Here is a 26960-nt window from a genome sequence, read left to right on the forward strand (position 1 = left end):
CGCAAGGCCTCGGCTGTCTTCTCAGACCATATGATGCCAAAGCAGGCAGGTTTTTAGAGGTGCCCTTCAGTCGCGACGGGCCTTACCAGTAGAGCCCGTCGCGACCGAAGTCGCTCCCACAGCACTGCGCCGGCCGCAAGAAGCCGGGATGTCGCAACGCTATCGGCAGCAGCGCGGCGACGTCGGCCCGCATGTCGGCGCTGGTGCGGAACAGCGGCCTTTCGAGAGGTTGCAGGTACGCGCCCCTGTAGGAGCGGCTTCAGCCGCGACAGGATGCCACCGGTAACGCCCGGTCGCGGTTGAAGCCGCTCCTACAGAAAGCCCATTCGCATCGAGGTGCCGCCCGGCCTCACAACGTATCGCGATGCTTGCCGCGCCACGGCCGGTACCAGGTGCGGATCGCGGCGATGTCGGCGTGCATGTCGGCGCTGGTGTGGAACAGCGGGCCGAGACCGACGGTGCGGCTGGGGTAGTCGAAGTACACCGGGAAGATCGGGATCTCGGCGCCATGCGCGATCTTCCAGAAACCGACCTTCCACTTCTCCACCCGCTTGCGCGTGCCTTCCGGCGTGATCACGTACCACATGCGCGGCGCTTCCCGGATCAGCGCCACCGCCTGCTCGACCACGCCGCGCGGCGACTTGCGGTCCAGCGGGATGCCGCCGAGCTTGCGCAGCAGCGGCCCCAGCGGCCACCAGAACAGCTGGGTCTTGCCGAGCACGCGCACCTCGAAGCCGACCGCGAACTTGACCGCGAAGCCGAGGAAACCGTCCCAGTTGGACGAATGCGGGGCGACGATCATCACCAGCTTCGGCACGTCCGGGAACTCGCCCACCACCCGCCAGCCGGTCAGGCGCAGCGCGGTGCGGCCGAGCCAGCGGCCGAAGCGGCTGGGCTTGACCATCGGCATGTTCGGGGTCGCGGGGGGCAACGAAAAATCGCGTTCGCTCAAAAGTCACTCCCAGCGGCCGGGCGAACGGCCGCGTTTGATCTGGCTGCGCTCGCGCTTGGCATCCAGGCGCCGCAGCTTGGCGCCATGCGAGGGTTTGGTGGCGATGCGCCGTTTCGGCACCGACAGCCCGGCGGCGATGAACTCGGCCAGGCGCTGGCGCGCATCGTCGCGGTTGCGGTCCTGGGTGCGGAAGCGCTGCGCATCGATCACCAGCACGCCCTCGGCGGTGATGCGCCGGTCGCGCCGCGCCAGCAGCCGCGCACGCAGCGGCTCCGGCAGCGACGGCGAGCCGGCCAGATCGAAACGCAGCTCCACCGCGGTGGAGACCTTGTTGACGTTCTGCCCGCCGGCGCCGCTGGCGCGCACGAAGCGCTCGACGATTTCGCTTTCCGGAATCGCCAGGCTGTTCGAGATGTGGATGGCCCCGGTACCCATCCGCGAATTGTAGGGCATCCGCCAGACCGCTTGATTTTCGACGGCCTGCGGCCTGAACGGCCGGGCGCACGCGGCATCGGCGACTACGGCGCCGCCTGCCGCCGTCCCAGGGCTGGGTCCCGAGCGGCTGGGCGCATGACCTCGACCCCGGCTGCAGATCGGCGACAAGGCACCGACACCGACCCATGGCCCGCGGGATGAGCACGCCACCGCACGCTCGACACCGACCAGGCCACGCCGCGCGCCTTGCGCCGCCATTTCGACAGCGCCGACCAGTCCCGCACGGCGGCGCCGGGCTGTTGCGCTATTTCGAGCCGGCCCGCTCGCGCATCGCGCGCCGGGTCCGGCGAAGCCGCGGAGACCGAATCGCCGCAAGCGCGCAGACGGCGAGGCCGCGGCGATTCCCGTATCCTGGCCGCCGGTCATAGCCTTGCAGGACGCTCGATGAATCCGACCCCGCTCCTTTCCCGTCGCTGGCCGCAGCGCCTGCTGCTGGCCGCGCTGCTGGCCCTGGCCGCGGCTCCCGCCCTGGCCGAGCCGCCCAGCGATGGCGACGTCAACCGCCTGCTGTCGGCCTCGCGCGCGCAGAACATGCTCGACAGCATGCTGCCGCAGATCGAGGCGATGCAGCGCCAGCAATTCGCGCAGCTGACCGCGCAGCACCCGCTCGACGCGGCGCAGCAGCAGAAGTTGCAGCAGATCCAGGAGCGCACCCAGGCCACCGTGCGCAAGGCGTTGTCGTGGCAGGAGATGCGCCCGCTGTACGTGAACCTCTACAAGCAGTCGTTCTCCAAGCAGGACGTGCTGGCGATGGCCGAGTTCTACGAGAGTCCGGCCGGCCAGAGCATGCTCGACAAGACCCCGCAGCTGATGCAGAACCTGATGGGCGCGATCCAGCAGAAGATCACCCCGCTGTTCGTCGACCTGCAGAAGGACCTGGAGCAGACCGTCAACACGCCGCCGGCGGCGAAGAAGTAGTCCTGCCGCGGCAACCGCGCCGTGCCCCTGCGCGCGCGCGACGCCTGTACTGCGCTGCGGCTGTCGGAGCGGTTCCGGGTGGCCTCGGGCCATCAACCGCGACGAACGAAGCAGCGAGCGTTCCGGTCTCGGCAAGGACCTGGGTCAAACGCTCCCGAGCACGGCCAAAACACCTCCTCTTGCAGCCATGACACTGTAGGAGCGGCTTCAGCCGCGACGGGCTTTCCCGGTAATGCCCGTCGCGGCTGAAGCCGCTCCTACAGGGCGTGCTGACCGGTCAGCCAGCGGCTTCGCCCGGCGTATCCAGCAAGCGTTCCGCCTCGCCCCGCGACCACGGCGCCGCCGCCCACCCGAACAAACCGAACGCGCGCACGAACTCGGCATCCAGCGGCGCGTTCACCTCGATCCGGCGCCCGTCCGGATGCGGAAACGCCAGCCGCTCGGCATGCAGCAGCATGCGGTGCACGCCCTGCATGCGGAAGATCCGGTTGTGGCGGCCGTCGCCGTGACTGGTGTCGCCAATCAGGTGATGCGACAGATGCTTGAGGTGGCGACGGATCTGGCGGAAACGCCCGGTCACCGGGCTGCAGCGCAACAGCGCGTAGCGCGAGGTGCCGAACTCGCCCGACGGCACCTGCAGTTCGCCGCAGGCCAGGCGCTGGAAGCGGGTCTGCGCCGGCTTCTTCAGCGGCTTGCCGGGGCCGCCGTCGAGGTCGTGGTCGACGTCGAAGCGCTCCTCGGCCGGCCAGCCGCGGCAGATCGCCAGGTAGTCCTTGTCCACCTCCCCGCCCATCAGCGCCTTGCCCAGCGCGCTGGCGGTGTCGCGGTCGAAGGCCAGCAGCAGGCAGCCGCTGGTGGCGCGGTCGAGCCGGTGCACCAGGAAGATCGGACGTCCCAGTTGCGCGCGCAGGCGATCGGCGAGGAAGTCGTCCTCGCCGCGGGCCAGCTTGCTGTCGTGGACCATCAGCCCGGCCGGCTTGTCGACCACGGCCAGGAACGGGTCCAGATAGAGGATCTGCAGGGAATCGGGGGAAATGCTCACCGCCGGATTATCCGCGCCCGGCCGCCCCGGCCACAATGCGCGCGTCACGCAGCGTCCCATGGCCGGCCGTTGACGCCGCCGCGCCACCGCTCGACGATGATCCTCCCCCATGTTGCGGAGAGTCCCGATGAAGCGCTGGCTGTTGTTGTCGCTGCTGACCGTGGTCCCGCTGGCGCATGCGCTGGACCTGCCCTACGACGCCGCGGCCGACGCCAAGGCGCAGGTGCGGCAGGCGCTGGCCGCCGGCAAGAAGGCGCACAAGCCGACCCTGCTGATCTTCGGCGCCAACTGGTGCGGCGACTGCCGCGCGCTCGACGCCTCGCTGCACACGGCCAAGAACGCGGCGCTGGTGAAGGCGCATTTCGAAGTGGTCAAGATCGATGTCGGCAACTTCGACCACAACCTCGAACTGAGCCAGGCCTACGGGGACCCGATCCAGAAGGGCATCCCGGCCGCGGTGGTGGTCGGGGCCGACGGCAAGACGCTGTACACCACCAAGGCCGGCGAGCTGGCCAATGCGCGCAAGATGAGCGATCAGGGCATCTACGACTTCTTCGCCAAGGTGGCCGCGGTACCGTCAGGACATTGAGCCGCGGCGTCCACGGCGATGGCTGCCGGTGGCGGCCGGCAGCCTCATCGGCGCCATGGCGTGTCGCTTCCGCGCAAGTCGCGCCGCGTTCGCGCGAACGCGGCCATGTCATCGCATGGGCTCGCGTCCTCCCGTTTCCTGCCCCATGCACGCGCAGGCGTGGCGCGACCTGCTGATGGGTGGATGACAGGCCCTACAGCAACTGGATCCCGAAGCGGCGCACGCCCAGCGCCAACGCAGCGAAGCAGGCGATGGTCAGCAGCGCGCACGCGGCCAGCGTCCACCAGAAGCCCAGCCGCGGCAACAGCAGCGGAAACGCCAGGAACATCGGCAGCGTCGGCAGCACGTACCAGAACGTGTACCAGGCATGGTTGGCGATCTTGGCCTGCGGCTGCCGCTCCAGCTGCAGCCAGATCAGCGTCAGCAAGGTCACCAGCGGCAAGGCCGCGATCAGCCCGCCGAGCCGGTCGCTGCGCCGCGCCACCTCGGAAATCGCCACCACCAGCGCGGCGGTGATCAGGTACTTGCCGACGATCCAGGGCATGCGCAGCTCCCAACAGGTGAAAGACGCAGGACGCGGCCAGCGCGGGGCGTTCGATTGCGGCGGCGAAGCGCCTAGCGCCGCCACCACGCCGAGAGCAGGCTGACCACGCCGATGCCGCCGGCGATCCAGGCCCATAGCGAGGCCCCGCCGAGTTGCGGCCCGCCCGCGTGGAGCGCGTACAGCAGCACGGCGACGGTGAGCAGGCCCACGCCGGTGATCGCGGTGACCACGCGGCGCTGCATGCGCAGCAGGATCAGATTGAGGTCGGACAGGTCGCGCGAGCGCATCGACAGCTCGTGGCCGCCTTCCACCTGCTGGCGCAGCCAGCTGTGCACCAGCCGCGGCATGTCCGGCGCATGGGTCATGATTTCCGGCAGCCGCTTGCGCAACTCCTGCACCGCGCGTTGCGGACTGTAGCGCTCGATCAGGATGCGCTCGAGCACCGGCCGCGCCACCGCCCAGATGTCCAGCTCCGGATCCAGCTGGCGGCCCACGCCTTCGATGTTGAGCAGGGTCTTCTGCAGCAGGATCAGCTGCGGCTGCAGGGTCAGCTGGTAGCGTTGGGCCACGCGGAACAGCTTGATCAGCACCTCGGCCAGCGAGATCTGCGACAGCGGCCGGGTGAAGTACGGCTCGCACACCGAGCGCGCCGCCGCTTCCAGTTCGTCGATGCGCACGTTGGCCGGCATCCAGCCCGCCTCCACGTGCAGCTCGGCCATGCGCCGGTAGTCCTTGTTGAAGATGGCCATGAAATTCTCGGCCAGGTAGTACTGATCTTCCTGCGACAGCTGGCCCATGATGCCGAAGTCCAGCGCAATGAAGCGCGGGTTGATCCGTCGCGCCGGATCGCTGTCCACCCAGATGTTGCCGGCGTGCGCATCGGCATGGAAGAAGTTGTCGCGGAACACCTGCGTGTAGAACACGCGCACGCCCTTGGCCGCCAGCGCCTTGCGGTCGATGCCGGCGGCATCGAGCGAGGCGATGTCGTCGGAAGGAATGCCGCGCACCCGTTCCAGGGTCAGCGCGCGCTCGGCGGTGTGGCTCCAGATCACCTCCGGCACGTACATGTCGTCCGAATGCAGCCAGAAGCGGCGCAGCACGCTGGCGTTGGCGCCTTCGCGCTGCAGGTCCAGTTCCGCGGCCAGGGTGGTCTCGATCTCGGCCACCACTTCGCGCGGGCGGATCTTGTCGGCGCGCGGGTGCGCGCGATCGACCAGGGCGGCGGCGGACTTGAGCAAGGCGATGTCGGCGTCGATCTGCCGCTCGATGTCCGGGCGCAGCACCTTGACCACCACTTCGCGGCCGTCGTGCAGCGTCGCCGCATGCACCTGCGCGATCGAGGCCGAAGCCAGTGGCGTGGTGTCGAAACTGGCGAAGGCCACGCCGATCGGCTGCCCCAGCGCCTGCTCGACGATGCGCCGCGCGGCCTCGCCGTCGAACGGGCGCACCCGGTCCTGCAGCAGGGTCAGTTCCTCGGCCACGTCCGGCGGCATCAGGTCGCGGCGGGTGGACAGGATCTGCCCGAACTTGACGAAGATCGGCCCCAGGTCCTGCAGCGCCAGGCGCAAGCGCGCACCGCGCGACTGCGCGGCGATGTCCGGGCTGGCGCGCGGCACGAACGGCTTGGCCAGGCGCAGCCAGCGCTCGGCCGGGGTGCCGTCGAGCAGGTCGTCCAGGCGGTAGCGCAGGATCACCCGGCCGATGCGGCTGGCGCGGAACATCGCCTTCATGCGCCGCGTTCCGGCTGCAGCCGCGCCACGCGCGCGGCCAGGCGCTCGATGTCGTCGCGCACCGCATCCACATCGTCGTAGAACGCGTCCAACTCGGCGCGCGGGACCACGTCGCGCGATTCCTCGGTGACGAATTCGGCCGCGCTCTGCGCCAGGTCCTGCGCGCTGCGCTGGGCCTGCTGCAGCGCCGCGCGCGCCGCGTTGGCGAACTGCACGCCGAGCACGTCGCCGAACACCTGGGTGAACGGGCGCTGCCAGTCCGGGTCGAAACGCCCCGCCAACTGCTGCAGGCGCCGCGCCAGCTCGGCATCGCCGGACACCCGTACCCGCCCGCCAGGGCTGGCGCCGCGCCGCGCCTGCGCCAGGAACGGCAGCTGCGCGAACAGCCCGCCGAGGGTGCTGCGCACCGCCAGGTCCGGCTCCTGCGCCGCATCCACCGGGCCGACCTGCAGGCGCGTGCCGTCCACGCGGATCTGCAGCGCCAGCGCCGGCGCGTCCAGGGTCAGCGCCACGCGCTGGCCGTCGAGACCGCGCAGCGCCTCGCGGGTATCCGGGTCCAGCGCCAGCGCGCGGTTGAGCGCCGCTTCCAGCGCGCGGCCGGCCAGGGGCTTGAGGGCATCGAAGGGAGATCCAGGCATGCCGCGCATTCTAGCGGCAGACACGTCGCCGCACCGTGCGAGCGGCAGACTGTGAAGCGTGCCGCGCTACTGCGCCTGCGCGCCGCCCAGATGTTTGCTCAGGAACGCCAGCAACTGGGTGTAGTAGGCGCGCCGGTGCGGCTCGGTGTAGAAGCCATGGCCCTCGTTGGGGAAGTACAGCGACTCCACCGGCGCGCCGGCTTTCTTCAGCGCCTTTTCCATGCGCTCGGTGTGCTGGATCGGCGCACGCTCGTCCTTGCCGCCCGCGGCCAGGAACACCGGGATGCGGATGCGATCGGCCAGATTGACCGGCGAGCGCGCGGCCAGGGTGCCGCGTTCGCCAAGCCAGTCGCCGGCCCAGTTCTTTGCCCAGCGCGCTCGCCTGGCCTGGTCGCGGTACATCGTCTCCAGGTCGTATACCCCGACGTAGCCGGCGGCGCAGCGGTACAAGCCCGGCTCCCTGGCCGCGCCCATCAACGCCGCGTAGGCGCCGTAGCTGGCGCCATAGATGCAGATGCGCGCGGCATCGGCGATGCCCTGCGCGGCCGCCCAGCGCGTGGCATCGGTCAGGTCGTCCTGCATGCGGCCGCCCCATTCCTTCGCCCCCGCCTGGGTGAAGGCACGGCCATAGTTGCCCGAACCGCGGTAATTGACCCGCAGCACCGCATAGCCCGCCGCAGCGAGCAGTTGCGTGTCGTCGTCGAAATCCCACGCGTCGAACACGCCGAACGGCCCACCGTGCGGCAGCAACACCATCGGCAAGGGTTTGCCTGCCTCGGCATGCAGCGGCAGGGTGAGATAGCCGTGCAGCGGCAAGCCATCCCTGGCCTTGAAGCTGACTTCGCGGCTGGGCGGGACCTGGTCGGGCCGGAACCATTCGCGCCGGCTGAACACGCGCTTGGCCGATTTGTCCGTGCTGTCGAACAGGAAATAGTCGCCATTGTTGCGGTCGCTCCAGACGTAGAGCAACAGCAACCGGCGATCGGCCGTTGCCGAGATGATGAACACCGCATCGCCGTTGAACGCCTTTTCCAGCGATCGATACAGGCGCGAGGTCGGCGCGTTGTCGTCGAAGAAACGGTTATGCATCCGGTCGCTCATGAACGACACGCCGATCGGCGTCTTGCCGTCCAGGTCGCGCAATACCCGGTACGGGTCGACCTGCTCGTCGCGCAGCAAGGGCGAATAGCGGTCGGTCGCCGGATCCCAGGACACCACCGCATCCGGGCCGCTGGCCTGTTCCACCTGCAGATAGGCGAGCTTGTCGTCGGCGGAGAATCCCAACGGATAGGCGCGATGGAAACTGGCGGCTTCGTCGTTGATCAGCCGCCACGGCGTGGCGCTGTCGTCGCGGTAGTAGAGCTTGCTGGAATTTCCGGTATCGGCGCCGTTGGCGAAACGGACGCGCCCGGCGTGGTCGGCAACGAAGTCCGCTCGCGAGACCGGCGCGGTCGCCACGGGCGTACGCCGGTGATTGTAGATGTCCAGTTTATCGATATGGACCGTCGGGTCGCTGGTCTGCTCCACCACCGACACCAGCACGTTGCGCGGATCCTGCGGCAGCGTATCGAGCATGTACACCGACGGATCCAGGCCCACCTTGAGCGTGGCCGCGTTGACCGCGTCGTTCATCCCATACGGGCTGGCCAGCAGGCGTGGATTCTTGCCGTCGGCATCGATGGCGTGCAGCTGCCCGATCGCCACGGGTTCATCGCGCGTGCCGAAACGCTCGGCCATCGACACCACGATGCGCTCGTCGTTGGCCCACCAGAAATCGTCGATCACCGAGTCGGCGCCGCCGATGATCCTGGCCGAGAGCTGCTTGTCGCTGCGGCGAACGACCACCAGCCCGGTCCGGTCCTCCATCGGCTGGGTGACGGCATAGTAGGCGCCGGTCGGCGAGATCTTGACCCGCTCGAACTGGTCGCGCTTCAGATACGGGGTCAGATCCAGCGGCGGCGGCTCGGCCTGCGCGCATGCTATGCCGGCCAGCGCAAGGCCGGCCACGAACGTCCAACGTCGCATCGAGTGCATCCCCTGTCCCCTGAGCGGCCTATGTTGGCAAGCTCCGCGAACGGCGTCCATCCCCGCCACAGTCCGCGGAGCCCTGCGCGTGCTTCGCAGATACCCTCTCCCGCGACGCGCGGCGATGGCCCATGCTATCGCCCCTTCATCGGGCAATGACGGAGCCGCGACATGCGCAAGATCCGGGTCGGCATCATCTTCGGCGGCAAGTCGGCCGAGCACGAGGTCTCGCTGCAATCGGCGCGCAACATCGTCGATGCGCTGGACCCGCAGCGTTTCGACGCCACCCTGATCGGCATCGACAAGCAGGGCCGCTGGCACGCCAACGAGCGCGACGGCTTCCTGCTGCATGCCGACGATCCGGCGCGGATCGCGCTGCAGCGCAGCGGACGCGGCGTGGCGGTGATCCCCGGCGACGACACGCAGCCGTTGCGCGCGCTGCAGCCGGCACAGGCACTGGAGCAGATCGACGTGGCGTTCCCGATCGTGCACGGCACACTGGGCGAGGACGGCTCGCTGCAAGGCCTGTTGCGCATGGCCGGGCTGCCGTTCGTCGGCTCCGGCGTGCTCGGCTCGGCGCTGGCGATGGACAAGGACGTGGCCAAGCGCCTGCTGCGCGACGCCGGGCTGGAGGTGGCGCCGTTCGCCTGCATCCGCCGCCGCGATGCGGCGCAGGCCGATTTCGCCGCGCTGGCCGCGCAGTTCGGGCTGCCGTTGTTCGTCAAGCCGGCCAACCAGGGCTCGTCGGTAGGCGTGAGCAAGGTGCAGGACGCGGCTGCTTTCGACGCGGCATTGGCGCTGGCCCTGGCCTACGACCACAAAGTGTTGGTGGAAGCGGCCATCGATGGGCGCGAAATCGAATGCGCGGTTCTCGGCAACGACGCCCCGCAGGCCAGCGTCTGCGGCGAGGTGGTGGTGCACGACGCGTTCTATTCCTACGAGACCAAATACATCAGCGAGACCGGGGCCGAGGTGGTGGTGCCTGCCGCGATCGACGAGGCTACCCAGGAACGCATCCGCGCCGTCGCGTTGCGCGCCTACGCCGTGCTGGAATGCGCCGGCCTGGCGCGGGTGGACGTGTTCCTGACCGGCGATGGCCGCATCGTGATCAACGAACTCAACACCCTGCCGGGCTTCACCCGCATCAGCATGTATCCGAAGCTGTGGCAGGCCAGCGGGCTGAGCTACCGCGCGCTGATCACGCGCCTGATCGAGCTGGCGCTGGAACGCCATGCGCAGGATGCGGCGCTGCGGAGCGCGGTGGCCTTGCCGGGATCCGGCGAATAGCGCGGCGGCCATGCAATGGCGCGACTCCGGCGCCAGCGGCGCGCACAAAAACGAACGGCCCGCCGCACCGGATGTCTCTGGTGCGGCGGGCCGTGCGCGATGCAGCGCGGGCGACTACACCTTGCCGCGACGGAACATCGAGATCACGGCCAGGATCAGGAACACCACGAACAGGATCCAGGCGATGTTGGTCGCGGCGCCGGCGATGCCGCTGAAACCGAGCACGGCCGCAATGATGGCGATGACGAAGAAGATGATGGCGTAATGCAGCATGGCAAGGTCCAGAAGTTGTCGTGCCGAATCGGCGCGCAGGTATCTTCGGAAACCGCCGGTCGTCAGGAAGTGACGGAAGTGTCGCGGCGCCATGACGACGCCAGCCGCTGCAGGCCCTGCTCGATCGAAACCTGCGGCACATAGCCGAGATCGCGCCGCGCCGGTTCCATGCTGTACCAATGCGGCGTGCACAGCTGTTCGGCCAGGAAGCGGGTCAGCGGCGGCTCGCCGCGCAGGCGCAGCAGCGGCCACAGCGTTTCGCAGGCGGCGCCGATGCGATACGCCGCCTTGAACGACAGGGTCTTGGTCACCGGCGGCGCGCCGACCGCGGCCAGCAGCTTGTTCAGCAACTCGCGCATCGGCAGCGGCTCGCCGTTGGAAATGAAGTACGCCTTGCCGGCGCAGGCCGCACCCACGCGCAGATGCTCGAATGCGTCGAAATGCGCCTGCGCGGCATTGTCGATAAAGGTGGAATCGACCCGGTTGTCGCCGCCGCCGACCAGGCGCACGCGGCCGGCCTGCGCGCGCTCGACCAGCTTGGGCAGGATCTGGTTGTCGCCCGGCCCCCAGATCAGCCGCGGCCGCAGCGCCACCACCGCCAGCTGCGCGTCGTTGGCGGCGAGCACCGCGCGCTCGGCGATGGCCTTGGTCGCCGCGTACGGCGCCTGGAAGTTCTCGCCGTACGGCACCTGGTCCGCGCCCAGGCCTTCGACCGGATGCGTGGCGCGATGGGTCACGCTCGGCGTGGAGGTGTAGATCAGGCGGCCCACGCCATGCGCGCGGCAGGCGGCCAGCACGTTCTCGGTGCCGACCACGTTGGGCTGGTAGTAGCTGTCGTAGCTGCCCCAGGCACCGGCCTTGGCCGCATTGTGGAACACCGCCTCGGCCCCTTGTACGGCATGGTGCAGCGCCTGCGCATCGGTCAGGTCGCCGCGCACCTGGGCCACGCCCAGCGCCTGCAGTTCCGGATAGTGGCCGCGGTTGTAGCTGATCACCTCGTGCCCGCGCGCGACCAGCCCGCGACACAGCGCCTGTCCCAGGAATCCACCACCGCCCGTCACCACTATCTTCATCGCGCCGCACCGTTCGCACCAGGGCGCACACGATAGCCGGGGTCGCCGGGGAAGGCGATCCGCGCGGCGGCGGGCGACGCCGCTGCGCACGCCAACCCATTGATATTTCGGAACTTCATAATTCTTCACCGTGGCATCAGGCACTTCATCCACGGTGCTGGCGCAGTGCGCGGACCGCTTCCTTCCGGAGTTCCACCATGTCGCGCCTCCCGTTCCTGCTGTGCACCTTGTTCGCCCTCGCCGCGCCTGTCGTCCATGCCGCGCCCGCCGCCACAATCACCACCGCCATCACCACCGCCACCGCGCCGCCAGCGCTCGGAGACGGCTGGAAGGTCGCCGACGCCAGGGCCACCGGCTGGAACATGGCCACGCTCGCGGCACTGGAGCAGGCCATCGCCGACGGCAAGGCGCCGGACACCAGCAGCGTGCTGATCGTGCGCGACGGCGCACTGGTCTACGAACGCTACTTCGGCGATGCCGATCGGCAGACCCTGCAAGACACCCGCTCGGCGACCAAGAGCGTCACCGCGATGCTGGTAGGCGCGGCGATCGACCGCGGCCGCCTGGCCGGCGCGCAGGCCAAGGTCTACGACGCCTTCGGCGACCGCCATTGGAAGCAGCCGGATCCGCGCAAGCGCGCGATCACCGTCGAGGACCTGCTGACGATGAGTTCGCAGCTGGAGTGCGACGACGAGAACGCGTTCTCCAGCGGCAACGAGGAACGCATGTATGTCAGTGCCGACTGGACCCAGTTCGCCCTGGACCTGCCGATCAAGGGCTACGCGCCATGGATGCGCCGCCCCGAAAACAGCCCGCACGGCCGCGCCTTCTCCTACTGCACCGCCGGCAGCTTCCTGCTCGGCGCACTGGTGGAGAAAGCCACCGGCCAGCACCTGGAAGACTTCGCCGCGCAGGCGCTGGAACGGCCACTGGGCATCACCGACGTCCACTGGGGCCGCTCCGCCGAGGGCGTGGGCATGGGCGGCGGCGGCACCCGCTACCGCAGCCGCGACCTGGCCAAGTTCGGCCAGTTGCTGCTCGACCAGGGCCGCTGGCACGGCCAGCAGGTGCTGCCGGCGGACTGGGTGCGGGCGATGACCACGGTGCACGCGCAGGCGCGCGAGGACGCCGACTACGGCTATCTGCTGTGGCGTTTCCGCTTCCCGGTACGCGGCGTGGAGCGCGGGGTGTGGGCGATGTCCGGCAACGGCGGCAACTACGTGTTCGTGCTGCCCGAGGAACGCCTGGTGGTGGTGATCACCCGCGGCGCCTACAACACGCCGAAGATGCACCCGCAGTCGCAGGCGCTGCTCGCCGACTACGTGCTCAAGGCGCTGCCGTAGCCGCGCCGGTTTCCTGCGGCAGCAGGCCGGCGCGGCGCACCTGCGCGCGCTGGGCGGCGATGTCGGCCTGGTTGCGCGCCAGCAACGTGGCGAAGCCGGCCTGCGTGCGCAGCGGCGCCAGCAGCGGCGACACCCGCAGGTAGGCCGCATCGCGATAACCGGCGGCCTGTGCGCGGCGCAATGCATCCAATGCCGCGTCCGGGTCGCCGGCCAGTTGCAGCAGCAGCGCCGCATCCAGCCCATCGAGTGGGTCGGCGCCACGCGCGAGGCTGCGCAACAGGTCTTGCGCCCGCGCGCGCAACGCCGGCGCGGCGGGCCGCGGCTGCGCGTCCAGCGTCCATGCCAGCGTCTGCGCCAGGCTGCCCTGCGGACGCAGCCGCAGCGCATGCAGACTGGCCTGGCGCGCACGTGCCGCATCGCCCTGCGCCAACGCCAGTTCCGCCTGCAGCAGATACAGCCCGGCGTAGTCGGTGCCGCGCCCCAGTGCCTCGTCCAATGCCGCCTGCGCTTCGGCGGTGCGGCCATGCGCGAACAGGAAACTCGGCCAGGCCACGTTGGAAAATGCGCTGTCCGGATACAGCTGGAAGCTGTCGCGATAGCGCGCCTCGGCGGCGCTGACGTAGCCGAGCAGGTTGAGGTTGCTGGCGATCTGGATCGGCAGGAACCGCACCCGCGCCGGATCGCGCACCTGCAGGTTGGCGGCCAACGCCTGCGCCAGTTGCCCCTTGCGCTCGTACAGATACGCAGCCGAGCCGCGCACTGCATCGGCGCCCGGATCCAGCTGCAGCGCGCGCTCGTAGGCGGCCAGCGCCGCCGCGTACTCGCCGCTGCAATCGTGCGCGTAGCCGAGTGCGGCATGCGCGGCGGCCAGCTGCGGCTGCGCCGCGATCACCTGCGCCGCCAGGCGCCGCGCGAGCGCGACGTACTGCGCATCGCCGCCGTACTGGCACACGCGCGCGCTGTAGGCGCGGCTGAGCCCGAGCAACGCACGCGGCTCGTCGGGGACTTGCTGCAGACGCTGCCGGTACAACGCGATCGCGCGTTCGTTGTCGTCGCGCTGGCCGATGCCGGCGTAATACTCGGCGCGTTGCAGCAGCGGTGACGCCGCCGCTTGCGGCGGCGGCGCAGACCACGACCACGCCAGCGCCGCCAGCGTCCCGACACCGAGCGCCACGACTGCCGCGATCGCGATGCCACGCCAACGCGGTCGTCGCGGTGCCGGTGCGTCGTCTCTGTCGCCGTCGTCTTCGTCGCTGCGCACCGGTGCGCACAGCTGGTAGCCCTGGCCACGCACCGAACGCAGATAGCGCGGCTGTCGCGAGGCATCGCCCAGCGCCTGCCGCAGCAAGCGCACGCGCTGGGTCACGGTCTCCTCGTTGACCAGCGCCGGCGCCCACACCTGCGCGATCAGTTCGTCGAAGCCGACCACGCGCTGGCCCTGCTGCAGCAGGTAATGCAGCAGGCGGAAACTCAGCCCGCCCAGTTCCAGCGCCACGCCGTCGCGTTCGACCCGCTGCCGCGCCACGTCGATGCGCAGGTCGTCCAGCCGGTAGCGCTCGCCCATCGCGGCGGCCTCAGCGCACGCGGTCCTTGGCCCACAGCGCCAGCTTCTCGCGGCCGATCTTGGCGTTGTGGCGGATATCCACCGGGAAGCCCGGATGACGCAGGAAATCGGCGATGCCGGCGGTGTGCGCATGCGTCTGCGCCAGCGCGCGCAGCACGGCGTCCGGCTGCGCCGGCGGCGCCACGCCCGCCTGCAGCTCGTAGCACAGCACCGGACGCTGCGCGCCCGCCGCGCCGATCCCGACCAGCGCGCTGCGGCGCAGCCACGGCAAGGTGTTGAAGATCGGCTCGACCTGCTCCGTGTACAGCGGCCCCTGCGCAGTCTCCACGCGCTGGGTCTTGCGCCCGCAGAACCACAGCCGGCCCTGCGCGTCGAAATAGCCGATGTCGCCCATGCGATGCACGATGCGCTCGCTGCCGTCGTCCAGGCGCTCGCGGATCTTGGCGATGCGCGTGGCCGCATCGCGGTTGAAATAGGTGTCGGTGGTGGTCGGCCCGGCCACGGTGATCTCGCCGACCGTGCCCACCGGCAGCTCGCGCACGCCCGCCCACTCGGGGATCGCCGCATCGTCGATGGCGATGATGCGCACCACGTTCGGCGCCACCACCGCGCCGACGCAGGTGCCGGCGCCGGTTTCGGTGGCCGCGCGCGTGTCCTGCAGTTCGCGGCCTTCGATCGCCGCCACCGGCAGGCACTCGGTGGCGCCGTACGGCGTCCACAGCTTGCCGTCCTCCGGTAGCAGGCTGCAGATCTTGGCCACGATCTCCGGCGGCACCGGCGCGCCGGCAGAAGTGGCGCAACGCACGTTCGGCAATGGACGGCCGTAGTCGGCCAGTACCCGCATCAGCGCCGGCGAACCGAACAGCTGGGTCACCCCGAAGCGGTCGATCGCATCGTGCAGCTTGCGCGGATCGGCGCTGGCCGGCCGCGTCGGGTCCATGTCCGGGATCACCGAGGTCAGCCCCAGCGCCGGATCGAACAGGGCGAACGGCGGGAAGGTCGGCAGGTCGATGCCGCCGGCTTGCATGTCGAACGCGTTGCGCATCAGTTCGATCTGGCCGACGAAATGGCGATGCCGATAGACCACGCCCTTGGGCACGCCGGTGGAGCCGCTGGTGAACAGGATCGCGGCCACGTCGTCGGCCGCGGTGTCGGCCAGCTGGCTGCCGGCGCCGCTGCCGGCACGCTCGATCTGCGCCAGCGTGGTACCGCCCCAGGCCCAGCGCCGGCCCACGGTGACGATGCGCTGCGCCGAGCGCGCCCAGCCCAGCAGGCGCCGCGCCAGCTGCGCCAGCGGAATGCCGATGAACGCCTCCGGCTGCGCCTCGTCCAGGCATTGCTTGAGCGCGCGCTTGTCGATGCCCGGATCCACCAGCACCGGCACCGCACCGGCCTTGAACAGCGCGAACATCAGCAGGAAGAACTCCGGCGACGGCCGCACCATCACCACGGTGCGGGTGCCGCGGCCGATGCCGTAGCCGCCCAGCCCGGCGGCGATCGCGTCGCTGCGCGCATCCAGCTGCGCATAGCTCAGGGTCACGTCGTAGGCGGCCAGGCCGTTGGCGCCGCGGCCGCCCGGGCAGCGGATGGCGATCTGGTCGGGGCGCTCGCGGGCCAACGGCGGCAGCGTCGCGGCGATGTTGCAGATGGGGGTCGTGGTCATCGGCCGATTATCGCCGATGGCGTCGCCATGCCGCCAAGGCATGTCATGCAGTGCCGAGTAGGTCACGTTGGATCGTCAGGTCGCCAGTTGGTGCTGCGTGGCGCAGCGACTGACTGGCGGTCGGCTCAAGCCGCGTGGCGCAGGCCGCTGGGCCGCTTGCGCGTACGCGAGGCGCGTCATGGTTCGGGACTGCACACGCGTCCACGTCCGCTCTGTTGCTTGTCCCGTTCGCGCGCAGGATCGGCGCGGCCTGTTGCCCTAGGGCATCCCGAGTGGGTCGCGCTGGGTCTGTCAGGTCGCCAGCCGGTGCTGCGTGGCGCAGCGCCTGACTGGCGGTCAGCTCAGGCCGCGCGGTGCCGGCTGGCGGCCTGACAGGCCCAACCCGTAGGGCCGCTCTTGCGCGTGCACGCTGCCGCGCCAGCGCTGACGTGAACATGCATGCGCGGGAGTGGCGCGAGTTGCTCGGGGATTGATGGCGCGCCCTAGGCGACCCGGAACGTGCGCCCGCTCTGGATCCCCGCCACGCTGCGCCGGTAGGCCAGCGCCGCGCGCGCGGCGCTGACGCTCTCGAATCCAGGGAAGAACGCCCCGTACTGTTCGGCCGATTCGCTCAGCACGGTCGGGCTGACCACATTGATGCGGCGGCCGCCGCGCAACTCGCAGGCGGCCGCGCGCACGAAGCCCTCCAGCGCGGTGTTGACCGTGGTGGCGTTGCTGCCGCCGCGGATCGGCTCGTCGGCGACGATGCCGCCGGTCAGCGTGATCGAACCGCCTTCGTTGAGATGGTGCTGGCCGAACAGCGCCAGCCGCACCTGGCCCAGCAGCTTGTGCTGCAGCCCCAGCGCGAACTGCGCCGGCTGCAGCGTGGCGAGCTCGCCGAAGTGCAGTTCGCCGCTGGTCGAGACGATCGCATCCACCGGCCCCAGCGCGGCGAACAGCGCCTGCACGCTGGCGTCGTCGGTGATGTCCACGGTGTACGCGCCGCGCGTGTGGCCGACCGCGATCACCTCGTGGTCGCGCCCCAGTTCCTGCACCACGGCCCGGCCCAGGGTGCCGGTTCCGCCGATGACGACTGCCTTCATGCCACTGCTCCTGCTGGTGTGAGGCGGGCAGTCTGGCCGCGTACCGGGCGGCGAAAAATGGCGCAGAATTTCCGACACTGCAAACCCAGGGTTCGCAATCGTGGACAAGCTGCGCAGCATCGAGGTCTTTCTCGCCGCCGTGGAGGCCGGCAGCTTCAGCGCCGCCGCGCGGCGGCTGGACATCAGCGCGGTGATGGTCGGCAAGCTGGTCCGGCAGCTCGAGACCCATCTGGGCGCGCGGCTGCTGGAACGCAGCACCCGTCGCCAGGGCCTGACCGACGCCGGTCGCCGTTTCTACGAAGAGGGCAAGCGCGTGCTCGAACAGCTGCGCTGGGCCGAAAGCTCGGTCGAGCGCCTGGCCGCCGCGCCAAGCGGGCTGCTGCGGATCAGCGCCGCCACCACGCTGGGCGAATGCGTGATCGCCGCGGCGGTGGCCGAGTATCAGGCGCAGTTCCCGCAGGTGCGCATCGAACTGGACCTGAGCAACAGCGTGGTCGACCTGATCGAGGACGGCATCGACCTGGCGATCCGGGTCGGCGCGCTGGATCCCGCCCTGAACCTGGTGGCGCGCCCGCTGGGCCACTACCGCATGGCGATCTGCGCCGCGCCGGCCTATCTGGCGCGCCACGGTGTGCCGGCCACGCCCGCCGACCTGGCCGCGCACCGCTGCCTCGGTCACGCGGCCTGGAACCCGCGTTCGGCCTGGCGGCTGGAGGCGTCGGGCGCGACCGCGGGCTGGCCGGCCGAGACCGCCCTGCGCTGCAACAGCAGCGCCGCCTTGCGCCAGGCCGCCCTGCACGGCGCCGGGCTGCTGTTGCAGCCGCAGGTGCTGGTGGCCGAGGATCTTGCCGCCGGACGCCTGGTCGGCCTGCTCGAGGCCTATCTGCCGGCCAGCCGCCCGGTCCACGCGCTGTACCGGCAGGACCGTCGACCGCTGCCCAAGCTCGCCAGTTTTCTGACCTTCCTGCAGCAGCATGCGGCGCCGCGACTGGCCTGATCGCGCACGAAACGCCGCCGCCTGAATGCCGCGCCGCTTGCAGCGCGCGCCGGTTCGGTCAGAATGCCGCGCCCCCCACCGCTGTTTGCCGCGCAAGGCCCGGCTGCCATGGCACATCCCTGCCTCACCTGCGGCGCCTGCTGCGCCTACTTCCGCGTCAGTTTCCACTGGAGCGAAGCCGATCCCGACCTGGGCGGCAGGGTCCCGTTCGCACTCACCGAACCGTTGCGCACCCACGAACGGGTGATGCGCGGCACCTCGCAGGCGCAGCCGCGCTGCGTGGCGCTGGACGCGCAGATCGGCCGCTACAGCCGCTGCACGATCCACGACCGGCGCCCGTCGGTATGCGCCGCGGTGCCCGCCTCGCTGGAGTTCGGCGAACGCAGCGCGCAGTGCGACAAGTCGCGGCTGGCGCACGGGCTGCCGTTGCTGACCGAGGACGATTGGGATGGCGTGACCGAGCGTAATCTTCCGGACGCCTGATTGCGCGATGCCGCTGCGCTCAGCGCAAGGTCGCCCATGCGCATCGCAACCCGTCCGACGACCGTCCTCTCATCGGTGCAGGATGCCGATGGCGCCGGCGACATCCGCCCGCCAGCGCCACGGCCGAGCATGAACGCGCTTCAGCGGTTCTTCCACTTGGTCGGCACCGGATTGGTCACGGTGTTCTTTTCCATGGTGTATGTGCCGTTCTGCTGGGCGATGGCTTCGCCGGTGTCGACGATCGCGTTCTGGATGAAGATGTTCTTGTCCTCGCCGCGGACGAAGGTCAACTGGTGGAAGGCGGTCTTGTTGCCCCAGTCCTCGGACGGCAGGGAAATGAAGCGGACGGTATAGCTCTCGTCGTCGAAACTGCCTTGCAGCACATAGACGCCGTAGTGGTTCTCGCCTTGCGAGATGAGCTTGTACATGCCGTTGCTGTAGTAATAGAGCTCGGCATCGGGAAACGGCTTCTTGTCGTACATTTTCCGGTAGTGCAGCACCTGTTTGTAGGTGGGCTGGCCGAAACCGACCGCCAGGTGCTTGCCGTCGGGGGAGGTGGTCAGGCCTTCCGCGTGCGCGCCGGTGGCGCTCATCGACATCAACAACATCGACATTGCGATCGCTCTCACTTCGTCTTTACTCCGGTCCGCTTGCGTGCATCGCCTGCACTGTACAGAGACCTGTTTATTACAGAGCGGCAATCGTTTGCAGTTTTCGCGAACAAGCCGGCGACGTCTCCCGCTGCGACGCGCGTCAGGGCCAACGACGCGCCTCAGCGCGATGCGCGCCCGCCGCCGGACCGATGCGCGCCGGCGACGGCGCGTCAGCCCAGCGGATGCCTGTCCAGGAACGTGCGGATCGCCGGCACCAGCACCTCGTGCTTGTCTTCGAGCACGTAGTGGTTGGCGTCCTCGAACGCCATGACCTCGGCCTGCGGCAGCGCCTGGCGGAAACCGGCCAGGAAGTGATGGTCGAAGCAGATGTCGCGAAGGCCCCAGGCGATGAACGCCGGGCGGTCGGCGAACGATGGCAACGCCTGCGCCGAGCGTTCCAGCAACGACCAGGCCTTGTCGGCCGGCGACAGCGGGATGTCCTGCATGAAGCGGATCGTGGAAATGCGGTTGGCCCAACTGTCGTACGGCGCCACGTAGGCGCGGCGCACGGCGGCGGGCATGCGCCGCGACACGCCCAGCCACGAGGCGCCGGAGGAGAACGCGTTGAAGGTGCGGATGAACCACTCGCCCGGGCGCCAATGCCGGCCCATCGCGATCTGCCACGGCATCGGCTTGGCCGCCGGCAACGGGAACGCGGCGGTGTTGGTGATCACCAGCCGCTTGACCTGCGCATGGTGCGACAGCGCCCAGCCGAAGCCGATCATGCCGCCCCAGTCGTGCACCGCCAGCGTCACCGGGCCGTCGATGCCCAGGTGCCGCAGCAGCGCGTCGAGATCGTCCACGCGCGATTGCAGGGTGTAGTCGTAGCCCGGCTGCGCGCCCGGCGCATCGTCCGGCTTGTCCGACAGACCCATGCCGATATGGTCGGGCACGATGCAGCGGTAGCGGTCCGACAGGCCGGTCACCAGATGCCGCCACAGATAGCTCCACGACGGATTGCCGTGCAGCATCAGCACCACCTCGCCGTCGCGCGGGCCTTCGTCGAGGTAGGACATCGCCAGTCCCGGACGGACCTGGAAACGCTGCGGGGTGAAGGGGTAGCCGGGGTAGTTCATGCAAATCGCATCCGATCCAGATCGAAGGAACCCGCGTTTTGTAGGCATTCGCCCAACTTCGGCAGGGAGAAGAATTCGCGCTCGCCGCGCTCACTTGCCACCATGAAGACTGCGCCACCGTCTCGATGGACCGCGCCGTGCTTGCCAATCACGCCATCGATTCCTCATCGCGCGCAGACGCATGGTAAGCAGGCAAACGATGGTCGTCATTGGAAAGCAGGCGCAGAAAAGCAGGGTGCAGAAACAGTTTTTCCTTGCCCAGGCGCTGCTCCTGCAACACGCCAATCTCCACCAACTCCTTCAACTGACGCGCAGCGGTCTGCCGGGTCACGCCCACCACCTCCACGGCGTTTTGGATGCGGCAATAGGGCTGGTTGAAAATCACCTCCACAAGCTCTCGGCTATACGCCTTGGGCGCATGGCTGCGAATGTAATCGCGCGCCTGTGCCTCCAGCCCGCGGATCGCCTGGATCTTGGCCGTGGTCCAGGCAGCCGTCTCGGCCACGGCGCTGAGCATGTACTGGATCCACTCGGCCCAGTGGCCATGCCGGGTCACGTCCAGCAGCAGGCGGTAATAGTCGCTGCGGTGGCGGATGATGTAGCGCGACAGATACAGCACCGGCAAGTCGAGCAATCCCTGTTCGATGAGCATCAGCAGGTTCAGCACGCGCCCGGTACGGCCGTTGCCGTCGGTGAAGGGGTGGATGGCTTCGAACTGGTAGTGCGCGACCGCCATGCGGATCAATGGATCGATGTCGGTGTGCTCATGGATGAAACGCTCCCAGTTGGCCAGCTTGTCGCGCAGCAGCGTCTCCCCCACCGGCGGGGTATAGATGACCTGCTGGGTCTGGTCGTTGGCTAAAGCCGTACCGGGGACGCGGCGGATCTGCATCTGCACCGCCTTGATGCGGCTGCAGACGACGACCGCGGTATCCGTGCACAAGGGGCGCTGCTGCAAGGACTGGAAGCCTTCGTAGAGCGCGCTGCGGTAACGCAATGTCTCCTTGGTCGCAGGCTTCTGCGCCTTGTCCTGATCTTCTGCGTAGCGGAACAGGTCGTCCGTCGTGGTGACGATGTTCTCGATCTCCGAGCTGGCCTGAGCCTCAAGGATCGGAATCGTGTTGATCAACACCGTGGGATTTGGCAGCAGCGCCGTGGCCTGCTTCAACTCGGCCAACGCGGTTCTAGCCCCGATGCAGGCCTTGAGCAGGCTGCGGGTCTCGATATCTCCCGTTGGGGGCAGCAACGGGAGATCGTTGTACGGGAACTCGGCTTTGAACGTCGACACATCTTCCATGGCTGCGTCAATCATGTTCGGAGAACGAACATGATGCAATAACATGTACTAAAAATCCATTTTTTTTAACACGTCTTATGCGCCCGCCAGGCCTCCGTACCGCTACCAGACCACCTCGGCCATCGAGCAGTTCAGGCCCGAGCCGATGCCCATCAGCGCGATCCGGTCGCCCTTCTTCAGGCGCCCCAGTTCGCGCAGCTTGCTCAGCACGATCGGCACGCTGGCCGGACCGATGTTGCCGTGCTCGCCGAAGATGGTCATCACCTTCTTCGGGTCGATGCCGAAGTTCTTGATGAAGGCCTGGGTGTGCGGCAGGCTGACCTGGTGGATCACGAACTGGTCCAGCTCGTCCACCGCCCAGCCCAGCGCCTGCCTGGCGGCGATGAAGGTCTTCTGCGCCAGCTTGAGGCCCTCGATCAGCAGCATGCGGGTATCGGTGACCATGCGGTCCAGGTTGCCCCGGCACAGGGTGTTCCACTCGGTGGCCGAGCGGGTCACGCCGCCGCGGTAGCGCGGGGCGTCGGGCACCAGCTCGGCGCGCGCCATCACCATCGCCGCGGCGCCGCAGCCCAGGGTCAGCGCGGCCAGCTCGTCGCGGAATTCCTGCGCGGTCACGTCCGGGGAGGTCATCCGCTCCAGGGTCTTCTCGTACACCAGGTTGGCGGTCTCGCCGTCCACCACCAGCGCATAGTCGATCTCGCCGCGCTCGATCATCCGCGCCGCGATGTCCATGCCGTTGATGAAGGCCAGGCAGGCATTGGCGACGTCGAAGGTCATGCATTCCTCGCCCACGCCCAGGTTGCCGGAGACGATGCTGGCGGTGGACGGTTCCAGGTAGTCGCGGCTGACCGAAGTATTGACCAGCAGCCCGACCTGGCCGGCGTCGATGCCCGCGTCGGTCATCGCCTTGCGCGCGGCCAGGGTGGCCGCATCGGACGCCTGCATGTCCGCATCCCACATGCGCCGCGCGTGGATGCCGGCGATGTCGCCGAGCACGTCGGTGCGGATGCCGAGACGGTCGTAGGTCGGTTGCAGGCGTTCGTTGATCTGCTTGGAAGTCAGCGTGTGCGGCGCATCGATATGCGCCAGTCCCGCGATGGAGACATTGTTGAAGAGCATCGAGATGTACGCCGGGATAAGGCGAAGGGGCGCCAATTCTAGCGGCTGCCCGGTTTTACCGCATCTTTAACAAATTGGAACAGAGCGTATGGCTTAACCGGTTCAGCGAACGCTGCACTGATAGGCGCCGTAGCGCTGGTCACCGTCGACCGGTTCGCCCATCGCCTGCACGGTATTCGCACCGACGCCGGGGGCCTCGTTGCGCGCCAGGGTCTCCAGTTCCTCGCGCACCCGCAGCGGGTTGCGCTGGTAGAAGCCCACGTTGCTCTTCACCGACACCACCACCTCACCCCGCTTCTCGCAGCCGGCCGGCGCCTGCCCTGGCGGCAGTACGCGCACGGTCTTGCCTTCCGGCGCCATCGGCACCCAGGTGCAGGCGGCGAGACTGGCGAGCAGGAGCAACGCGATCGGTAGGCGCATGGAGAGGGACCGCAGGCTGAGAGAACCCGGATTGTGCCGCAGATTGCTGAATTGGCAATGACGCCGCCGGATCCCGGGGGCCGCAATGCGCACCGGAGCCGGCCACGGCGGCTCCGGTGCGCGAAGCTTCGCCATGCGTCGTCCGGCCCTGAGCCACCGTCCCCCGCGAAAGGGGCTCATGTCCCCGCGAGGAGAAGGGAACGGCCTAAGCCCCTCTCCCACCGGGAGAGGGGTGGAGTGAGGGTCCGGCGCGAAGCGTCTCGCGGTGTTTGGGTGCACGAGGCTGCGCCCGTACCCTCATCCGGCCCTGCGGGCCACCTTCTCCCGAGGGGAGAAGGGAACAGCCGACTAGCCCCTCTCCCACCGGGAGAGGGGTTGGGGTGAGGGTCCGGCGCGAAGCGCCTCGCGGTGTTTGGGTGCACGAGGCTGCGCCCGTACCCTCATCCGCCCCTGCGGGGCACCTTCTCCCGATGGGAGAAGGAACAGCCGACTGGCCCCTCTCCCACCGGGAGAGGGGTTGGGCTGAGGGTCCGGCGCGAAGCGTCTCGCGGTGTTTGGGTGCACGGGGCTGCGCCCGTACCCTCATCCGGCCCTGCGGGCCACCTTCTCCCAAGGGGAGAAGGGAACAGCCGGCTAGCCCCTCTCCCACCGGGAGAGGGGTTGGGGTGAGGGTACGGCGCGAAGCGTCTCGCGGAGTTGGGCGCACGAGGCTGCGCCCGCATCCTCACCCGGCCCCGCAGGCCGCCACCCTCAGCGCTTGGGCGCGGCCGGCGCGGCCGCGCCCTGGGGCTTGCCGTCGGCGTCGATCACCGTCACTTCGCCCAGCTTCAGCGCGCGCACCGGGCGCTCGATCTGCTTCAGGTCGCCCACCACCACCCAGGTCAGTGCGTTCGGGTCCAGGGTCGCGGCGGCCTGCGCCACCTGCGCCGGGGTCATCGCCTCGATCTCGGCCTTGCGCTTGAACACGTAGTCGTCGGGCCGCCCGTAGCGGACGATGCCGCCGATCGCACCGAGCACCGAACTGGCGGTCTCGTAGGCGCCAGGCAGGCTCAGGGTCTGGATGTTGCGGATCCGCGCCACTTCCTCCGCCGTCGGCGGCAGCTTGCCGCTGGCGAAGGCGCTGATCTCCTTCTGCATCTCCTGCAGCGCCGGCGCGGTCTTGTCGATCTGCACCGGCGCGGCGGCCGACCACGGGCGCTGGCCCAGCGTATTGGAGGCAGAACTGCGCGCGCCGTACGACCAGTGCTTGTTCTCGCGCAGGTTCATGTTCAACCGCGAGGTGAAATCGCCGCCGAGCACGCCGTTGGCGGTGTCGAAGCGGATCGAGGACGCATCGGTGGTCGGCGGCACCAGTTCGGCGGCGAACAGGTTGGCCTGCACCGCGCCGGGCTGGTCGATCAGGTACACCCGCGGCTTGCTCGGACGCGCCACCGCCGCCGGCGCCTGCAGCGACGGCGCCGTGCCCTCGCCCTTCCAGTCGCCGAACTGCGCGTCCAGCAGCGGCACCACCTCGGCCAGGGTGGTGTCGCCGACCACGATCAGGGTGGCTTGTTCGGGGCGGATCCAGTCGCGCTGGAAGTCCACCAGATCGGTGCGCTCCAGGGCCGCGATCGCCGGCTCGGTGCCGCTGCCGCTGAACGGGATCGCATACGGGTGGCCGGCGCCGTACAGCAGCGGCGGCAGCACCCGCATCGCCACCGCGTTGGGCTGCGCCTTCTCCTGGCGGATGCCGGCGATCCAGCTCGCCTTGATCCGCTCGATCTCCTTCTGCTCAAAGCGCGGACGCCGCAGCATGTCGGCGTACAGCGCCAGCGACGGCGCCAGGTTCTCCTTCAAGGCCGACAGGTAGGCGTTGCTGCCGTCCAGCGAGGCGCCTGCGCTGAGCGTGGCGCCCAGCGTGTCGGCGGCATCGGCGAAGCCCAGCGAGTCGTAGCTGCCGGCGCCTTCGTCGAGCATGCCCATGGTGAAGTTGGCGGTGCCCGACTTGCGCCCCTGGTCGGCGCTGAAGCCGCCCGGGAATTCGTAGCTGAACTGCACCACCGGCACGTCGTGGCGCTCGGCCAGGATCAGCCGGGTGCCGTTCTTCAGCGTGGCGCGTTGCAGCGCCGGGAACTTCAGCTGCGGGAACTGGGTGGTCTTGGGCGGGCCGGCGCTGCGATCGACGACGCTGGGCAGCGCGCGGTACTTCGGATCGACCGGCGGCGGATTCAGTGACGCCGGCTGCACGGCCGGCTCCTCGGCCAGCGCCACGCGCTCGCCCGGTTCCACCACCAGGGTGTGGTCGCCCTTGCCCAGCCATTTGCGGCCCACCGCCTTCAGATCGCGCGCGCGGGTGGACTCGATCGTGGCCAGCGAGGTGCGGAAGCAGCCCGGATCGCCGGTGAACACCGTGCACTCGGCCAGCGCATCGGCCTTGCCGCCGAAACCGCCGATGCGCTCGATGCCGCGCACGAAGCCGGCGCGGAACGCGGTCTTGGCCCGCAGCAGTTCGTCCTTGTCCGGCCCCTTGTCGAGCAGCTTGCGCAGCTCCTCGTCGATCACCGCCTCGACCTTGGCCGGATCCACGCCCTGCTTCACCGTGGCGATGATGCCGAAGCTGGAACCCAACTGCGACGGCCAGGCGCCGGCGCTGATCTGGTCGACCAGCTTGTCCTCGTGCACCAGGCGCCGGTCCAGCCGCGACGACTTGGCGCCGCCCAGCACCTGCGCCAGCAGCTGCAGGCGGTCGATGTCCTCGGTGCCGGTCTGGGCCACGTTCCAGACCCGGTAGATGCGCGCCTGCGGCACCTTGTCGGTCATCGTCTCGCGGGTGGACTGGGTGCGCTGGGCCACGTCGACCTGCGGCTGCGCCATGCTCGGCCCGGCCGGGATGTCGCCGAAATAGCGGGCGACCTTCTCCTTCGCGGTGGCCACGTCGATGTCGCCGGCCAGCACCAGCACCGCGTTGTTCGGCCCGTACCAGGTGCGGAACCACTGCTTCACGTCGGCCAGCGAGGCGGCGTTGAGGTCGTTCATCGAGCCGATCACGCTGTGGTGGTACGGGTGGCCCTTCGGGTACAGCGCACGGCTCAGCTTGTCCCAGGCCTGGCCGTAGGGCTGGTTCTCGCCCTGGCGCTTCTCGTTCTGGACCACGCCGCGCTGTTCGTCGAGCGCGGCCTGGTCGATGGCGCCGACCAGGTGGCCCATGCGGTCGGACTCCATCCATAGCGCCATGTCCAGCGCGGTGGTCGGCACGTTCTCGAAATAGTTGGTGCGGTCGCTGTTGGTGGTGCCGTTCTGGTCGGTGGCGCCGACCTGCTTGAACGGTTCGAAGAATTCGCCGCTGTGGTTCTCGCTGCCCTGGAACATCAGGTGTTCGAACAGGTGCGCGAAACCGGTGCGCCCGGCCGGCTCGTCCTTGGCGCCGACGTGGTACCAGAGGTTGACCGCCACGATCGGCGCCTTGCGATCGGTATGCACCACCACGCGCAGGCCATTGGGCAGGGTGAACTGCTCGAACGCGATGTCCACTTTCGCCGCAGCCGGCGGCCTGGCCGCACTCGACGGCGGCGCGTAGCTCAGCGCGCCGAGCGCGGTGGACAGGGCGATGGCCAGCAGCGCCCCACGGGGGCGGATCGACACGGTCATGCAAGTTCCTTTTGAGAAATGAGTGGAAGGACAACAGGCCTCGATCGTAACGGGCCGCCGCCGCGCCCGC

Annotated in this window: 25 protein-coding genes; 6 read left to right on the forward strand and 19 right to left on the reverse strand. The window is 69.2% G+C overall.

The genetic code is table 11. The features are described from left to right. Window positions 1-349 precede the first annotated feature (349 nt). The gene (locus H9658_RS19220; protein ID WP_179571100.1) at window positions 350-952 is read right to left on the reverse strand and encodes a lysophospholipid acyltransferase family protein; all 603 of its coding nucleotides are present in this window, start codon (window positions 950-952) and stop codon (window positions 350-352) included. Between the two features lie 3 nt (window positions 953-955). Beyond that, window positions 956-1387 carry an alternative ribosome rescue aminoacyl-tRNA hydrolase ArfB gene (arfB, locus tag H9658_RS19225; RefSeq protein WP_179571101.1) on the reverse strand — a complete coding sequence of 144 codons (432 nt, stop codon included), beginning with the start codon at window positions 1385-1387 and terminating at the stop codon, window positions 956-958. Between the two features lie 444 nt (window positions 1388-1831). On the opposite strand from arfB, the gene H9658_RS19230 reads away from it, so the two are divergent. Further along, window positions 1832-2365, forward strand: coding sequence for a DUF2059 domain-containing protein (locus H9658_RS19230; protein ID WP_191826590.1), 534 nt, complete (start codon window positions 1832-1834; stop codon window positions 2363-2365). Window positions 2366-2642: 277 nt separating this feature from the next. Here H9658_RS19230 and H9658_RS19235 read toward each other — a convergent pair whose 3' ends face one another. Then, window positions 2643-3467, reverse strand: coding sequence for a pseudouridine synthase (locus H9658_RS19235; RefSeq protein ID WP_191826591.1), 825 nt, complete (start codon window positions 3465-3467; stop codon window positions 2643-2645). Between the two features lie 67 nt (window positions 3468-3534). On the opposite strand from H9658_RS19235, the gene H9658_RS19240 reads away from it, so the two are divergent. Continuing rightward, entirely contained in the window at window positions 3535-3996 is a 462-nt protein-coding gene (locus H9658_RS19240; protein WP_191826592.1) for a thioredoxin family protein, read from the forward strand. Window positions 3997-4189: 193 nt separating this feature from the next. On the opposite strand, the gene H9658_RS19245 is transcribed toward H9658_RS19240, so the two are convergent. From H9658_RS19245 to H9658_RS19260, 4 genes are all read right to left on the reverse strand, one after another. Continuing rightward, a complete protein-coding gene (locus H9658_RS19245) occupies window positions 4190-4540 on the reverse strand; it encodes a DUF3147 family protein (protein ID WP_179571105.1) in 351 nt (116 codons plus the stop codon). A 71-nt stretch (window positions 4541-4611) separates the two neighbouring features. Continuing rightward, window positions 4612-6270, reverse strand: a complete 1659-nt coding sequence (gene ubiB / locus H9658_RS19250; protein ID WP_179571106.1) for a ubiquinone biosynthesis regulatory protein kinase UbiB — start codon at window positions 6268-6270, stop codon at window positions 4612-4614. Then, window positions 6267-6908, reverse strand: a complete 642-nt coding sequence (locus H9658_RS19255; protein WP_191826593.1) for a ubiquinone biosynthesis accessory factor UbiJ — start codon at window positions 6906-6908, stop codon at window positions 6267-6269. Before H9658_RS19255 ends, ubiB begins: the two co-directional genes overlap by 4 nt. A gap of 66 nt (window positions 6909-6974) precedes the next feature. Next, complete coding sequence (locus H9658_RS19260; protein WP_191826594.1) at window positions 6975-8933, reverse strand: alpha/beta hydrolase family protein; 1959 nt, start codon at window positions 8931-8933, stop codon at window positions 6975-6977. A gap of 171 nt (window positions 8934-9104) precedes the next feature. On the opposite strand from H9658_RS19260, the gene ddlA reads away from it, so the two are divergent. Then, window positions 9105-10220 carry a D-alanine--D-alanine ligase gene (gene ddlA / locus H9658_RS19265; RefSeq protein WP_191826595.1) on the forward strand — a complete coding sequence of 372 codons (1116 nt, stop codon included), beginning with the start codon at window positions 9105-9107 and terminating at the stop codon, window positions 10218-10220. A gap of 114 nt (window positions 10221-10334) precedes the next feature. On the opposite strand, the gene H9658_RS19270 is transcribed toward ddlA, so the two are convergent. Beyond that, window positions 10335-10493, reverse strand: a complete 159-nt coding sequence (locus H9658_RS19270) for a DUF1328 domain-containing protein (protein ID WP_003468167.1) — start codon at window positions 10491-10493, stop codon at window positions 10335-10337. 62 nt (window positions 10494-10555) lie between these two features. Continuing rightward, complete coding sequence (gene oleD, locus H9658_RS19275) at window positions 10556-11566, reverse strand: 2-alkyl-3-oxoalkanoate reductase (RefSeq protein WP_191826596.1); 1011 nt, start codon at window positions 11564-11566, stop codon at window positions 10556-10558. Window positions 11567-11763: 197 nt separating this feature from the next. Between oleD and H9658_RS19280 the strand changes: the two genes are divergently transcribed. Next, on the forward strand, window positions 11764-12909 hold the full coding sequence (locus H9658_RS19280; protein ID WP_191826597.1) for a serine hydrolase domain-containing protein: 1146 nt from the start codon (window positions 11764-11766) through the stop codon (window positions 12907-12909). Here H9658_RS19280 and H9658_RS19285 read toward each other — a convergent pair. From H9658_RS19285 to H9658_RS19295, 3 genes are all read right to left on the reverse strand, one after another. Continuing rightward, a complete protein-coding gene (locus H9658_RS19285; RefSeq protein WP_191826598.1) occupies window positions 12893-14473 on the reverse strand; it encodes a winged helix-turn-helix domain-containing protein in 1581 nt (526 codons plus the stop codon). The two genes, H9658_RS19280 and H9658_RS19285, sit on opposite strands and share 17 nt — an antisense overlap. 10 nt (window positions 14474-14483) lie before the next feature. After that, on the reverse strand, window positions 14484-16136 hold the full coding sequence (gene oleC / locus H9658_RS19290) for an olefin beta-lactone synthetase (protein ID WP_191826599.1): 1653 nt from the start codon (window positions 16134-16136) through the stop codon (window positions 14484-14486). Between the two features lie 482 nt (window positions 16137-16618). Next, window positions 16619-17218 (reverse strand): short chain dehydrogenase, encoded by a 600-nt coding sequence (locus H9658_RS19295; protein ID WP_191826600.1) that lies wholly within the window; start codon window positions 17216-17218, stop codon window positions 16619-16621. 100 nt (window positions 17219-17318) lie between these two features. Between H9658_RS19295 and H9658_RS19300 the strand changes: the two genes are divergently transcribed. Then, window positions 17319-18215, forward strand: coding sequence for a LysR family transcriptional regulator (locus H9658_RS19300; protein ID WP_191826601.1), 897 nt, complete (start codon window positions 17319-17321; stop codon window positions 18213-18215). Window positions 18216-18323: 108 nt separating this feature from the next. Then, window positions 18324-18698, forward strand: a complete 375-nt coding sequence (locus H9658_RS19305) for a YkgJ family cysteine cluster protein (RefSeq protein ID WP_179571116.1) — start codon at window positions 18324-18326, stop codon at window positions 18696-18698. A gap of 140 nt (window positions 18699-18838) precedes the next feature. Here H9658_RS19305 and H9658_RS19310 read toward each other — a convergent pair whose 3' ends face one another. The 7 genes from H9658_RS19310 to H9658_RS19340 all read right to left on the reverse strand — a co-directional run bounded on the left by H9658_RS19310 (window position 18839) and on the right by H9658_RS19340 (window position 26890). Then, on the reverse strand, window positions 18839-19312 hold the full coding sequence (locus tag H9658_RS19310; protein ID WP_191826602.1) for a hypothetical protein: 474 nt from the start codon (window positions 19310-19312) through the stop codon (window positions 18839-18841). A 209-nt stretch (window positions 19313-19521) separates the two neighbouring features. Further along, complete coding sequence (locus H9658_RS19315) at window positions 19522-20427, reverse strand: alpha/beta fold hydrolase (protein ID WP_179571118.1); 906 nt, start codon at window positions 20425-20427, stop codon at window positions 19522-19524. Further along, window positions 20424-20579, reverse strand: a complete 156-nt coding sequence (locus H9658_RS19320) for a hypothetical protein (RefSeq protein WP_191826660.1) — start codon at window positions 20577-20579, stop codon at window positions 20424-20426. The genes H9658_RS19315 and H9658_RS19320 overlap by 4 nt, the downstream gene beginning before the upstream one ends. Next, window positions 20576-21739, reverse strand: coding sequence for a protein adenylyltransferase Fic (fic, locus tag H9658_RS19325; protein ID WP_191826656.1), 1164 nt, complete (start codon window positions 21737-21739; stop codon window positions 20576-20578). Before fic ends, H9658_RS19320 begins: the two co-directional genes overlap by 4 nt. Before the next feature lie 87 nt (window positions 21740-21826). Further along, entirely contained in the window at window positions 21827-22843 is a 1017-nt protein-coding gene (locus tag H9658_RS19330) for a 3-oxoacyl-ACP synthase III (protein WP_179571120.1), read from the reverse strand. Window positions 22844-22945: 102 nt separating this feature from the next. Further along, window positions 22946-23263 carry a DUF4156 domain-containing protein gene (locus tag H9658_RS19335; protein WP_191826603.1) on the reverse strand — a complete coding sequence of 106 codons (318 nt, stop codon included), beginning with the start codon at window positions 23261-23263 and terminating at the stop codon, window positions 22946-22948. Window positions 23264-24013: 750 nt separating this feature from the next. Then, window positions 24014-26890, reverse strand: a complete 2877-nt coding sequence (locus H9658_RS19340; RefSeq protein WP_191826604.1) for a M16 family metallopeptidase — start codon at window positions 26888-26890, stop codon at window positions 24014-24016. Window positions 26891-26960 lie beyond the last annotated feature (70 nt).

This window comes from Xanthomonas bonasiae (genome assembly GCF_014836395.1).
Lineage (GTDB): Bacteria > Pseudomonadota > Gammaproteobacteria > Xanthomonadales > Xanthomonadaceae > Xanthomonas_A > Xanthomonas_A bonasiae.